Source organism: Agrobacterium tumefaciens, from assembly GCF_031801495.1.
GTDB lineage: Bacteria > Pseudomonadota > Alphaproteobacteria > Rhizobiales > Rhizobiaceae > Agrobacterium > Agrobacterium tumefaciens_K.
In genome coordinates, this window is sequence record NZ_JAOEGC010000007.1 from 1 (window position 1) to 12687 (window position 12687).

Sequence of the window (12687 nt, forward strand, 5' to 3'; positions counted from 1 at the left end):
TTGCAGTCGGCTCAACGCAACGCCGCGCAAATGCCTTGGCTATCGAACGCCTGCAGAAGTTTTTCGCAAGAAAATTCTCGCGCAGATGCGGCATGCAAGTTAGCTTTGGATGCCCTGCAAGTCGCGGTTCAGCATGAACTCACATCCCCGGGTCTGATTGGCACCTGGGAGATTGCAGATGGGATTGATAGCGATGAGCGAGCGCGATTTGCAGCGGATCGAGGTTGTGTCGAAAGTCGTTGATGGCCGCATGACTATCGTCGCAGCGGCGCATGTGCTGGCAATCAGCGTCCGGCATATTCAGAGATTGATTGGTCGTATTGAGGCTGCCGTCGCTGCCTCGATCAGACACAAGGCAATTGGTCGCCCGTCGAACAATAAAATCGCCACCGGCGTCCGCGAGTACGTTTTGATTCTGGTGCGCGAACGCTTCCTTGATTTCGGGCCAACGCTGGTGGCCGAGAAGCTCGAGGAAGAGCACGGCGTGACGGTTTCACGCGAGACCTTGCGCAAGTGGATGCAGGATGCCGGTCTATGGCTTTCGAGAAAACAGCGGCGGACGTTTCATCAGCCGCGGTTGCGGCGCAAGGCTTATGGTGAACTGGTGCAGATCGACGGCTCCGAGCACCGCTGGTTTGAGGACCGTGGCCCTGCGTGCTCTCTGCTGGTCTTCGTCGACGATGCGACCGGAAAGCTGATGCAGCTGCGGTTTGTTCGATCGGAGAGCGCTTTTACCTATTTCGAGGCGCTTTCGCTTTACCTTGGAGAGCATGGCGCACCTATCGCCTTTTACTCCTACAAACATTCCGTTTTTCGTGACGCCCGGAAAGACGCCAAGGGCGGGCAAGGCATGACGCAGTTTGGTCGCGCGCTATCGGAGCTGCACATCGAGATTCTTTGCGCCAATTCCAGCCAGGCCAAGGGACGCGTCGAGCGCATGGACAGGACATTGCAGGATCGGCTGGTCAAGGAATTGAGGCTTGCCAATATCAGTGACATGGAGACCGGCAATGCGTTCCTGCCAGCCTTCATCGTGCGATACAATGACCGCTTTGCGGTGACCCCTACCCGCCCCGACAACCTCCATCGGCCTGTCAATCTGGCGCCAAGCAGGCTGAATGACGTGCTTTGCAAACGCGAGCAAAGACACGTCGGCGCACAGCTTTCATTCTCCTATGAGCGCAAACGCATCATGCTTGAGGAGAACGACGTCACGCGCGGCCTGGTTGGAAAGTATGTCGAGACACACGCTTACGCTGATGGTCGACTGGATATTCGATGGAAAGGTCACTCGTTGCCTTACAAGATCTTCGATAAGGACCAGCGCGTGACCCATGCGGCTGTGGTCGAGAACAAGCGTCTCGGCGAAGTGCTGGCCTACATCAAAGAGCAGCAAGATCGAGACCACGCACCTGCGCCAAAGACCAACAGTGAGAAGATCGGCTACAAGCCGAGAGGCCGCAAACCCGGTCCGCGCACGGATTTCATGAATGATCCACTTCCGGCCAAAAGCGGCAGACTGCAGCTTGCCCATTGCTGTCATAAGACGTCGTAATCAAGGTTGTTAGAGAGACCATCATATCTGGCAGGACGAGCAATCCGCAGGAATAGAGCATCGCCCACCATATCGCGTGGTCAAGAAAGAAGACTTCGTACGTTGCATCAAACGCAATACACTCCTCAAATTTATTGCAATTTACGAGACCGCCAAACTCGTTCAGTTTCGGGTTCTAAACATTGCTCGAGGGAGCCAACGATGACGAACAAAGCAAACACACCACGCGTTGAATCTGCGAACCACGGCGTTGCCTGGGAAAAAGCATTTGGCTACGCACAAGCGGTCAAGGTTAAGGATACGATCTATGTTTCCGGTCAGCTGAGCCACGATAGCCAAGGGAATTTGGTCGCACCTGCCGAAATCGATGCCACTGGAAAGCCAGTTTCGTTCGACACCATGGAAGCTCAGATTCGCCAAACTTATGAGAACGCCCGCGTCCTCCTACAACAATTCGGCGCAACCTTCGATGACGTGGTTGAAGAGACACTTTACGTATTGGACGTCGATGCAGCCTTCGGCCCCGCCTCTGAAATCCGGAAAAAAGTTTACGGTTCTGAGATCCCTCAGTTGGCTAGCAACATCATTGGTGTGACGCGCCTCGCCTTTCCCCAACAGCTCGTTGAGATCACGTTCCGAGCGGTCGTGGACCGTTAAATGGCGGCGCGGGTTCTCAGATAGAAAAGCACGGTTTGTCAAAAAGATCGCGCAAGTCTATGCCTTGTACGGCAGCGTGGTTACTTCCTCGATTGTCTCCATCTGGGGTGACGATCGAAGGAAGCTAAAGCCAAAAGGGAGCGTTATCACCCGCCCCCTCCCTGACCTTGCAACCCGGCCCAGCCGGTCCGGTCGGGGGCTGATTGTTTGAGCCAGTGTCGCACTTCTAACTGGCTGGCAGACCGACAGGTGACATTCCAACTTTGCGAAATCCGCGACATTTCAATCTTGCCGCCCCATTGAGGGTGTAAATAATATGTCGAAGTGCGATATTACAATTATTTCAATAGCTTAACTTTGGAGATTCTTTCTTGTCCGGATGCTATACGCAGTTGACCCTCGCCGATCGCCGCCTTCCTCACGTCTCGTTGATTAGAAAGTCACGATCAACTTCATGGCCCGGTGGCTAGGACGCCACAGGTCGATCATCTATCGTGAAATCCGTCGCAACACCTTCCATGACAATGAACTACCCGAGTACACTGCTTACCGCGGCACGATCGCTGATGAACTCAGGCGCGAGCGGCGGCGGCGCAAGCTTCGGCGCTATCCAGAGCTTCGTGCCGAAGTCATTCGTCAGTTGGAGGCACGCTGATTAGCTTCTCCAAAAAAGTATTGACATCGGCCAGCGATAAGACAGCGCCGGCAGGAACAGCAAGGCGAAACCTATTCCGGCGGAGATTCCACAGCGTCGCGTAATCCGCCGACCGCGAAAATTGCTCGTCTGACCGAAATGTGCATTAGTGGCTGCAGCATCCGGCATCTCTCGCTGCGGTGCTCAAGCTTTGTCCTACGACCGTGCTGACCCTGTTGCATTTAACCCATCGCCGGAGCGCCATTCAAGCCTGATCTCGCAGGAATCGATCTCCGGATAGGTTTGAGGTCGAGGCACACATCCTCGCCGCAGGTAACTATTGCCCGTCAACGCAACGGTCCACTGAACGTGCCGACCGACACCTGAAGTAGCGCGGAAAAGGCCGTTTTGAACTCCTCCTCGCTCAGGCTGCCCTTCCCGGTCTTGTCAAGCTTGTTCCAGTGATCTACCACGTCGGAAAGATGGGGCTGCGATCCATCCTGTCGTGGTTTCATGTTGTTATCGATGAATTCGTCTCGTTGGACGATGCCGTCGTGGTTGGTGTCGTTTCGATCGAAACTGCTTCGGGCCAAATGGGACTGCAGAGCTGCTGCGGCGCTGTCGCCAGAAAATGAAACTGTTCCGCCTACGCTCTGACCCGATGGAGACGTTTGCTCGCTCGCAGCTTCTATGCCTCTATCAGTCCTAATCTTTGGCTGCAACAAATCGTAAATTGAGCCTGGGCCCGAACCGATCCGCATAGAAACCTCCTATTGATAATGCCCGATGGCGCTCGTGATGAATGCACATATAAGCTTGAGCGAAACTGTAGGAGAGCGATTACGGACGGGTCGTAGCTGAGGCCGGAGCGGCTCTGCAACAGGGGGCTAGCACCCAGCTCATCATCGATTCAGATGTTTCATGAAAGCCACACACCACGAACGCCATACGTTCAACTTAGTCCTTTCTGAGGTATGGCTCACTGCAAGGCTCAAAACACCGAGCAAATGTCTCCTCACATAATCCGCTCCCGTACTTCACAGAGGAGAATGGCCATAAAAGCGGATGCGGCGGCAGTCGGATTGGGACAGCTGCATCGTTGCGCCTACCTGGGCGAACACCGCACCGACGATCAGCGATGGTTCCGTTCCCCCCGACAACGAAAACTAGCTGGCACATGACGTTACCAAGTCTGCGCTCGTCTACGATACGAAGGACGCGAAGGTGACGCTGGTCTACCGAGAGCCCGTGCGGCTCGGCGGGTGGAAAAGCGGCGCGGAACCTCGGGCGGTTGCTGGTGTAAGGCCCTATGCTCGCGAGACCGGAAAGAATATGAGGTTGGTCACCCTATCATTGGTTTCGATCCCGCAGGAACGAAACGAAGGCCCGCATGGAGGCACTTAGATGGCGGTGTCTCGGGTAATACAGATGGAGGCCGGGATAAGGCGGCGTCCATTCTCCCAGCAGTTCGACCAAGGCGCCAGCTTCAAGAGCGGCGGAGGCCATCCACTTCGTCACGTAAGCCAGGCCGTAACCGTGGACTGCCGCCGCCAGAATGAGCCTTGAATTGTCTAGGACGAGGCCACCAGTCGTCTCGATGACGAGTGCCTCCCCTCGCCTTTCAAACTCCCAGCGGTACAGGTTGCCTCCCGGCATACGAAGCTGGATGCACCGATGGCCCCTGAGTTCGGCCGGCGATCTCAACGGGGGACGGCCTGCAACATACGACGGTGCGGCGACGACGATATGCTGCTGCATCGGTCCGACCGGAATTGCCACCATGTCCTCCGAGATAATCTCGCTGGAACGGATGCCGCAATCGAAGCCGTTTTCGGCAATGTCCACAAGTCGGCGCTCGCTGACGATTTCGACGCGCACGTCAGGAAACGCCGCCATGAATTCGAGCACCAATGGTGCCAGCACCTGCTCCGCAGCCGTCGCATCCGCGTTGATCCGCAACGTCCCGGAGGGCTTGGAAGTGAGTTCGCCCAATTCGTCCGCGGCGTCGGCGATCTCAACCAGTGCCGGGCGAAGTCTGGCGAAGAACCGCCGGCCTGCGTCGGTGAGCGATACGTTGCGGGTGGAGCGATGGAATAGCTGCACATTGAGGCGGCTCTCCAAGCTCGCGACACTGTGGCTGAGAGCGGAAGGACTGAGGCCGCTGCGTCGAGCGGCCGCGCGGAATCCGCCGTACTCGGCAACCGCTGCGAAGGCCGCCAGCTCCGCTGGCGACAACGCGCCGACCGTTCGAATTCTCTCAGCATGCTGTTCTGTGTTGTCCATCTAATCAGCACAATGAAGAAGTGATACGTCAAAGGCAACACTTCAGGAAAGGAAATACGATGTCCCAGCAAATTCCATTCGGCTTTACCTCGACCGCATTGGAGGTTCTCGCCGGTGTCGACCTGTCTGGCAAGACCATGATCGTAACCGGCGGGGCGAGCGGCATCGGCATCGAAACGGTAAAGAGCCTAGCCACCGCCGGTGCGTCCGTAACCATTGCTGCGAGACGCGTTGACGCCGCGGAAGAAGTCGCAAAGGGCTTGAGGACGGAAACCGGAAATTCGAAGATTGAAGTCCGCCCACTGGATGTCGCCGACTTGAATTCTGTACAGAAGTTCGTCAACGACTGGGACAAACCGATCCACGCCCTTGTCAACAATGCTGGCATCATGATGGTGCCGGAGCTGGAACGGACCGCAGAAGGCTGCGAGCTGCAGTTCGGCACGAACTTCCTCGGCCACTTCGCGTTGACGATGGGGCTGCATCGCCAGCTTGCCGCTGCCAATGGAGCACGCGTTGTATCGGTCAGCTCGACCGGCAGTCTTTTCGGCCCGGTCATCTGGGATGATCCCCATTTTCATTTCACCCGGTACGACCCGCTTCTAGGTTATGCCCAGTCGAAGACTGCCTGCATACTGCTGTCGGTTGGCATCAAGGAGCGCTGGGCATCTGACGGCATCGTCTCGAACGCCCTCAATCCAGGGGCAATCGCGACAAACCTCCAGCGACACACCGGCGGCCTCAAGACGCCCGAGCATCTCCGCAAGAACCCTCAGCAAGGCGCCGCGACATCGGTGCTGCTAGCCGCCTCACCGCTGGTCGAGGGCGTCAACGGTCGATACTTCGACAACTGCCAGGAGGCCCATCTGACTGCGCGCCGACCGGAGGGGAAGCTCGAAGGTGTTGCGCCTTACGCGCTCGACAGCGCCAATGCGGACCGGCTTTGGGAGATGGCATTGCGAATAGTGGGAGAGCCGAAATGAGCGACGCCCTTCGCGTAGGATTCATCGGCCTCGGCGACCAGGGTGCGCCGATGGCTGCTGCGATCGCCGCCAAGTTCGATTTACACGTCTGGGCGAGACGTGCAGTCTCGTTCGATGCTCTTGGCAACGCCCGGCACGTAAGAGAGGCTGACCCTGTCGAACTTGCTGCAAACGTCGACCTGCTGTGCCTGTGCCTGCGTGGCGATAGCGATTTGCATGACCTCTTAGCTAACCGTTCGTTGCTCCAGGCATTGGGCAAAGGGGCGACCATTGTGAACCATGCAACCGGCGATCCCGCTGAAGCCGAGAACTTTGAACGTATCACCGGGGAGCTCGGCGTGCACTTTCTCGATGCGCCGGTCAGTGGTGGGCGACCTGGTGCGGAAGCACGGTCGCTGACCTGCTTTGTCGGAGGCCGTGCTGAGGCACTTGACGCAAGCCGAACTGTTATCGAGTGCCACAGCACTCATATCGTCTCAATGGGTCCGGTCGGTTCAGGCCAGATGGCGAAGCTCTGTAACAACGCTCTTACAGTCTCGAACCTGCGCAACATTGTCGAGGTGTTCGCGATGGCGGAGAAGCTGGGCGTCTCCCTCGCGGGCCTCCGAGACGCGTTCGATCACAGCAGCGGCGGAAGCTTCATCCTCCAGGCTCTGGGTACCAAGGTGACGGCGGGCAACGCAGCACATATCGCCCAGCTGAACCGGGCGGACGTCAACGAATTCGCGGCTGCGATGCGTCGGAAAGGCTTAGATCCGACAGCGGTCCAGGAATGGGCGATCAAAGCCCCCGACGGACTGGAAGCGCTGGTCCAGCGTCTGCAGTAAAGAATTGTAGCCGACAGAGGCAGATACCTAATGCCGCGCAAATCCGCCCACCATCATCATCCGTACGCGTTCGCCCCGGTACGAGGCCTGATTGAAACAAACGCTTGGATTTTCAGTGCTGTAATCAGCGAGGCGTTCATTGCAAGAAGCGTGACAGTTGCCACCGCGCTGCGCAGTCCGCGCCGATACCCGGGCACGGTTCGCCTTCCAAATGGCGATAGCAACCTTACACTCACGCTGTGAAATCCTTGCCTATTTTAAGCGCTTATCAACTTTGGCTGTTCGTAGCATTCTCCGTCTCACAGCACCAAGAGAAGCGACTTATCGTTTACCCCGCGAGGATAATGCAATGTCAACCGCCCAAAACGCCATCTGCCGCTCACCGAGCACAGCGGGGCTGTGCCTGATAACGGGAACCGCTCTGGCGGCTCTAACCGAAGCGGTATCCGGCACCGTGCTCTCGTTCGCGCGCCTTGATATGATGGGCGATGCCGGAGCAACCTCGGACGAATTCGCCAGGATGGATTTTGGCTACACAGCGGCCAAACTGATCGCGTTCGTCATGGCCGCGTGGCTGGCGGGTCGCTTCACTCTCACGAACTCGCTGCTCGCCGCGACGGTTACGATGACGGTCGCCTCCGGTCTCGCTGCATACACGCACGACCTTCAAGTGCTCTTTGCGATGCGGCTACTTCAAGGGTTCTCCGGCGGCCTCATTCTTGTGAGCGCCCAAGCGTTGCTGCTTAAATCATTCGCCAAGCCTCATCAGGCATTGATCCAAAGCGTCTACGCCGTTGCCGCCGTTGTCGCGCCGGCGACTCTCGTTCCATACGTACATGGCTGGTTGCTGGACGCCCATTCATGGACCTGGATATTCTTGGTTAACGCCCTGATCGGCGTCGCAGCTCTCGCATTTCTCCCCTTCGCGCCTGCCGAAAAGGAAGTCACGCCTCAGCCACATGAGATGAATTGGTATGCTATCGGCCTCTTCATGACTGCCACCTCATGCCTGACCTATGTGTTAAATCAGGGAAATCGCTGGGACTGGTTCGAAGAACCTTCAATCTTGGTGCTGACTATCGTCGGCGTTGCCGCCCTCGTTGCCATGTTCGCGTTTCAGGTTTTCGGTGATCGCAAGCGCCGTCTGCTGGACCTTTCAATCTTCATGAATGGTGGCTTCAGCTTTGGCTTTCTCGCCAGTTTCGCCGCGGGTTTTGCACTTCTGGGAAGTAGCTACCTCATCCCGTCTTTCGCGATCTCGGTGTTGCGGATGACCCCAACTCAGGCGGGAGAGCTCCTCCTGCCAAGCACCGCCGCGTTTATCGCGACGCTATTCCTCACCGCCTTGATGATCAAACGCGGAACATCGCCGGCCGCCACCATCCCGCTTGGCATCCTCGGTCTGATGCTCTCCATGTGGATGCTATCGGGTTCGACCAGCGAGAGCGGCATTCCCGATATGCTTCCTGGCGTTCTCGTCCGCGGGTGCGCTCTGGGTTTCCTGTTCCTTTCGGTCACTCTAATTACCATGCTTGGATTGAACGGTTCGAACATTGTTCTCGGCGTCGCTTTGTTCAACATCGGAAGGCAGACCGGCGGTTTGTTCGGGATATCGTTCCTCCAGACCTTCATCGAAGACCAGACCGCTCAGAACCGCGCGATCCTCGCCTCCCATATCACTTCGGGTCGGCCGGAGGTTATTGAACGGCTGTTCGGCGTTACCCACTATCTCTCCACCCACGGACTTGAGTACGGATCGAGCAAGGCCTCCGCACTTCTGATCGGGAAAGCGGTCGCCCTGCAATCGACGACCATTGCATTTAACGCGGCGTTCGTCTCGGTCGCCCTGTTCTTCCTCCTCGCCGCTCCAGTCCTCGTATTCTCGAAGTTCATGATCGGGAAGTTGATCACAAGACGGATGCACGGTTCCAGCTCGTCGGCGCCGTAGGTTCGCGCCGCGACGTCGGAAAATTGATGCTCGACATGGACGGTCTGATAACTCGCGTTCGGCAAGGTGCGAGTATGGCTGGTTGTCAATGCCCGCGCGCCGTTGGTCAGAGCATCCACTTTCTGTGTTCGGCAAATCTTTCAACGAGTAGATCGATAAACAGACGGACCTTGGTCGGAAGATGGCTTCGATCCGGGAACAACGCGTCAATTGAAAACTCGATGCCGCGGTAGTCGGGCATGTTCGTGACCAGACGTCCTTCCTTGAGATCGTCGAAGACGAGGAAGCTGGGCGCGAGAAAGATTCCCCTTCCTTCGATCGCCAACTGCCTGAGCGTCTGGGCGCTGTTTGAAACGACGTTCCCGTCGATCTTCACCTCGTCCTGCTCACCAGTCATCGTTTCGAAACGCCATGTGGCACCATATGCGTAATTCGAGTACTGCAGGCAATTATGGTCCGTGAGATCGGCCGGCCGCTGGATTCGCGGATGGGACTTCCGGTATTCGGGCGATGAGACTAGGAAATGGCGCCAGGGCGTCAACTTGCGGGCAATCAATCGGGAGTCCCTGGGCGTCGCTCGAATTACCAGATCATAGCCCTCGTCAATCATATCGATCATCCGTTCGCCGATATCGAGCTGAAGCGAAATCGACGGGTACTGCTCAATGAACTCGCTGACAAGCGGCACCAGAAACGGTGCGATCGCCGTTGCGGTATAGATCTTGAGCTTGCCACGCGGCGTCGATGTCAACGAGCTGGCGAACTGATCCGCGTCCTCGAGATCGGCAAGGATCTGTGAGGATCGGTCGTAATAGAATTTCCCCGTCTCGGTCAGGCTGACCTTTCGGGTGGTCCGGTTCAAAAGTCTCACTCCAAGACGCTCCTCAAGCGACTGGATGTGGTTGGCCACCATCGTAGTCGACATGTTCAATCGTCTCGCCGCGGCCGAAAATCCTCCACATTCAACCACTTGACCGAATACCGTCAGGCTTGTCAGTCGATCCATTCAATGCTCCGATTATCACCCCAGACTTTACGATCCTTTCGCTTTTTTCGAGATTATCAGATCATGCTTCAAGGCGCATTCTCCTTCACACAGATTAAATCGCTTCTTTATGGAGCATGATCAAAGGAACCGGAAAATGGTTGAGCTGGCCCGTAACACGTCTTTCGAGATCGCCGCCACGCCGTTGGACACTCCCTCCCAAGGGCAGATAAAATCCACCGACACACCCGCGAATTCCGGCAAAACGATGGGTGTCGTCAAACGCTCCATCTTCGGACTTATCCTTCTTGCCGGCGCCGCATACGCGGTCGACTGCGGGTACGATTACTGGACGGTCGGACGGTTTACGCAGACCACCGAAAACGCCTACGTCAAAGCAGACTTCACTGCAATCTCCTCGAAGGTCTCCGGTTACGTCAAAGAGGTATTGGTCGAGGACAACCAGGTCGTGACGGCAGGGCAGGTTCTGGCACAGATCGACGACAGGGACTTCCAGACGGCGCTCGCACAAGCGAAGGCCGATCTGAACGCCACCGAGGCGGCAATCGCCAACATTGACAGTCAGATCATTCTGCAAAAATCGGCAATCCTGCAAGCAATGGCGGCGCTCAACGCGTCGAAAGCCTCGTTGAAATTCGCTCTGTCCGACGCCGAGCGGAACGTTCGGCTGATTTCCTCCGGAGCCAGCAGTCAGGCTCGCGCCGAGCAGAGCCAGTCACTTCGCGATCAGGCGTCTGCCGCGGTCGAACGTGATAAGGCCGGACTGGTCGCTGCGGAAAAAAGGGTTCCCGTCCTCATGACGCAACGCAATCAGGCGGTCGCGCAGCGCGAAAGGTCTCTCGCGATCTTGCGTCAGGCGGAACTCAACCTCTCCTACACCAAGATCGTCTCCCCGGTGAACGGCACAGTGGGTGCGCGGTCGATCCGCCTGGGTCAGCTCGTAGCGGCCGGAACGCAACTCATGGCGGTCGTTCCGCTTGACGCCGTTTACGTCGTCGCCAACTACAAGGAAACGCAGCTTGCCCATGTTCGAGCAGGACAGCCGGTGGAGATCGAAGTGGACGGGCTACCCGGCGCCGCAATCAAGGGACACGTCGATAGCATCTCGCCCGCAAGCGGCCTCGACTTCTCGCTTTTGCCGCCAGACAACGCGACCGGCAACTTCACCAAGATTGTGCAGCGCATTCCTGTCAAGATCGTCATCGACGATGCTACAATAAAAGGGTTTCTCCGCTCCGGTATGTCGGTCGAATCCTCGATCGACGTCAAGGATGCCGCAACCACACCACACTAGCTCTGAACGCGTATCGTAAGGCGCAAGAAGCTGCATGCCGGCGCGCATGCGGAGAAGCTTCCCAGATCGCAGACCAGGAGCAATCATGCTTGCCAAATATCAGAATTCCGCCGCTCCAGATTCGAACGGCCTTTTGCACATCATCGAGTGGCTGTCGGGAGACGAATGCAACGCCGTCGACGACATCGGACTGGTGGCGCATCTTGGAAGGAAGCTTCACCAGCTTGGAATTCCGGTCGACCGCCTGACGCTTCACATGACCACCCTGCATCCCGATCTGGTGGGACGGACGATCGCATGGGCACCAAGCGAGCCAATCGAAATCCACGAGCGCGACCGCACAGGTTGGGCGCATTTTTCTGGAAGTCCAATCACCCGCGTCATGAAGTCGCGTGACGTGCTCCTTCTCTCGGCGAATGACGACGACAGGGATCGTTGGCAGCACATAGATATCTTCGCCGGTCGCTCCCTCAACCAGTTAATCGTCGCCCCCTTGTGCAATGCCGACGGTCCGGTGAGCGTCGTGGTCTTCGGCACCCGCAAGGCGACGGGCTTCACCATCGGCGACCAGCAGATGCTCCTTCGTATACTGCCGGCGCTTCGGACGACCAGTGAGCTGCGGGTGCTGCGCCAAGCCGAACTGTCTCTCCTAGACACCTACATAGGCCCGATGACGGCGCAGCGGATACTGGCGGGTCGAATTCGTCGGGGGGACGTCGAAACGATCGAGGCGGCACTTCTGCTGTGTGACCTGCGCGGATTCACAGAACTCTCCAACAACCTTGATGCAACCAGGGTTCTCGATATTCTCAACGGCTATTTCGAGAAGGTCATCCCGGCCATCACGGGTAACGGCGGCGAGGTTCTCAAGTTCATGGGCGACGCCGTCCTCGCGTTCTTCCCTGGCCATTCCGCCGCATCGTCCTGTGAGGCGGCGCTACGGAGCGCATCGGCAATCATCGAAGATTTGGCGAGCTCGCAGTTTCATGGCCTCTCGGTAAGCGTCGGAATAGCGCTCCACTACGGTGAGGTAACCTATGGCAACATCGGATCCGGCCGACGGATGGACTTTACGGTGATCGGTCCTGACGTGAACATGGTTAGCCGAATCCAGGCAGTCAGCAGTGAACTGAGACTGCCTTTGCTCATGTCGGAGCGGTTTGAAAATGCCGTGGCAGCCGACACCGAATCGGCCGGCCACTACTCCCTGAAGGGTTTTCCAGATCCGGCCGAACTATTCACATCCCACTCAGCCTAATAGGTTTATCCAGTCACGCCAATTGCACGAGCCGCGCAACGATGTCACGTAATTGGAGTTGAATCTGCCGAGCGGGACCTTTTCAGTCGGACGCGACAGGACGGTAAACATCACAGTTTTTCCGGTTTCCCGCGATGGCCAACAAAAAGGCAGACGAGCGCCCCAGCTGCCGGGCATCGCCTTACCCCTCATTGGTAGAAGTTCAGTTTTCGAGCAAATATGGGCTCGCGCGGGTGTAACAG

General features: G+C 57.3%; 11 protein-coding genes and 1 pseudogene. 9 read left to right on the top strand and 3 right to left on the bottom strand.

The features are described from left to right. The 4 genes and pseudogenes from N7578_RS22665 to N7578_RS22680 all read left to right on the top strand — a co-directional run. Window positions 1-243: hypothetical protein (locus N7578_RS22665; protein ID WP_311112781.1), on the top strand; the 243-nt coding region annotated here is incomplete at its 5' end. Further along, window positions 179-1555, top strand: a complete 1377-nt coding sequence (locus N7578_RS22670) for an ISNCY family transposase (RefSeq protein ID WP_311112602.1) — start codon at window positions 179-181, stop codon at window positions 1553-1555. The genes N7578_RS22665 and N7578_RS22670, both read left to right, overlap by 65 nt. Window positions 1556-1756: 201 nt before the next feature. Then, window positions 1757-2212 carry a Rid family hydrolase gene (locus N7578_RS22675; protein ID WP_311112603.1) on the top strand — a complete coding sequence of 152 codons (456 nt, stop codon included), beginning with the start codon at window positions 1757-1759 and terminating at the stop codon, window positions 2210-2212. Between the two features lie 371 nt (window positions 2213-2583). Further along, a pseudogene (locus N7578_RS22680) lies at window positions 2584-2864 on the top strand (helix-turn-helix domain-containing protein); the annotation flags it as partial. Between the two features lie 329 nt (window positions 2865-3193). Here the strand turns inward: N7578_RS22680 and N7578_RS22685 are convergent. Then, window positions 3194-3361: a hypothetical protein gene (locus tag N7578_RS22685; RefSeq protein WP_311112604.1), complete on the bottom strand. Its 168-nt coding sequence runs from the start codon at window positions 3359-3361 to the stop codon at window positions 3194-3196. Between the two features lie 835 nt (window positions 3362-4196). After that, a complete protein-coding gene (locus tag N7578_RS22690) occupies window positions 4197-5129 on the bottom strand; it encodes a LysR family transcriptional regulator (protein WP_311112605.1) in 933 nt (310 codons plus the stop codon). 59 nt (window positions 5130-5188) lie between these two features. Between N7578_RS22690 and N7578_RS22695 the strand changes: the two genes are divergently transcribed. From N7578_RS22695 to N7578_RS22705, 3 genes are all read left to right on the top strand, one after another. Beyond that, window positions 5189-6112: an SDR family NAD(P)-dependent oxidoreductase gene (locus N7578_RS22695; RefSeq protein WP_311112606.1), complete on the top strand. Its 924-nt coding sequence runs from the start codon at window positions 5189-5191 to the stop codon at window positions 6110-6112. After that, entirely contained in the window at window positions 6109-6939 is an 831-nt protein-coding gene (locus N7578_RS22700; RefSeq protein WP_311112607.1) for an NAD(P)-dependent oxidoreductase, read from the top strand. Before N7578_RS22695 ends, N7578_RS22700 begins: the two co-directional genes overlap by 4 nt. A 349-nt stretch (window positions 6940-7288) precedes the next feature. Further along, window positions 7289-8887: an MFS transporter gene (locus tag N7578_RS22705; RefSeq protein WP_311112608.1), complete on the top strand. Its 1599-nt coding sequence runs from the start codon at window positions 7289-7291 to the stop codon at window positions 8885-8887. Window positions 8888-8993: 106 nt separating this feature from the next. Here N7578_RS22705 and N7578_RS22710 read toward each other — a convergent pair whose 3' ends face one another. Next, window positions 8994-9893, bottom strand: coding sequence for a LysR family transcriptional regulator (locus N7578_RS22710; RefSeq protein WP_311112609.1), 900 nt, complete (start codon window positions 9891-9893; stop codon window positions 8994-8996). 136 nt (window positions 9894-10029) lie between these two features. Here N7578_RS22710 and N7578_RS22715 point away from each other — a divergent pair, with 136 nt between their 5' ends. After that, entirely contained in the window at window positions 10030-11187 is a 1158-nt protein-coding gene (locus N7578_RS22715; protein ID WP_311112610.1) for an HlyD family secretion protein, read from the top strand. An 85-nt stretch (window positions 11188-11272) separates the two neighbouring features. Then, on the top strand, window positions 11273-12445 hold the full coding sequence (locus N7578_RS22720) for an adenylate/guanylate cyclase domain-containing protein (protein ID WP_311112611.1): 1173 nt from the start codon (window positions 11273-11275) through the stop codon (window positions 12443-12445). Window positions 12446-12687: the final 242 nt, after the last annotated feature.

What these genes read in the sequence shown, in the direction of transcription:
- N7578_RS22670 (WP_311112602.1), top strand. Translation starts at nt 179, where the DNA reads ATGGGATTGATAGCGATGAGCGAGCGCGATTTGCAGCGGATCGAGGTT.
- N7578_RS22675 (WP_311112603.1), top strand. Translation starts at nt 1,757, where the DNA reads ATGACGAACAAAGCAAACACACCACGCGTTGAATCTGCGAACCACGGC.
- N7578_RS22685 (WP_311112604.1), bottom strand. Translation starts at nt 3,361, where the DNA reads ATGAAACCACGACAGGATGGATCGCAGCCCCATCTTTCCGACGTGGTA.
- N7578_RS22690 (WP_311112605.1), bottom strand. Translation starts at nt 5,129, where the DNA reads ATGGACAACACAGAACAGCATGCTGAGAGAATTCGAACGGTCGGCGCG.
- N7578_RS22695 (WP_311112606.1), top strand. Translation starts at nt 5,189, where the DNA reads ATGTCCCAGCAAATTCCATTCGGCTTTACCTCGACCGCATTGGAGGTT.
- N7578_RS22700 (WP_311112607.1), top strand. Translation starts at nt 6,109, where the DNA reads ATGAGCGACGCCCTTCGCGTAGGATTCATCGGCCTCGGCGACCAGGGT.
- N7578_RS22705 (WP_311112608.1), top strand. Translation starts at nt 7,289, where the DNA reads ATGTCAACCGCCCAAAACGCCATCTGCCGCTCACCGAGCACAGCGGGG.
- N7578_RS22710 (WP_311112609.1), bottom strand. Translation starts at nt 9,893, where the DNA reads ATGGATCGACTGACAAGCCTGACGGTATTCGGTCAAGTGGTTGAATGT.
- N7578_RS22715 (WP_311112610.1), top strand. Translation starts at nt 10,030, where the DNA reads ATGGTTGAGCTGGCCCGTAACACGTCTTTCGAGATCGCCGCCACGCCG.
- N7578_RS22720 (WP_311112611.1), top strand. Translation starts at nt 11,273, where the DNA reads ATGCTTGCCAAATATCAGAATTCCGCCGCTCCAGATTCGAACGGCCTT.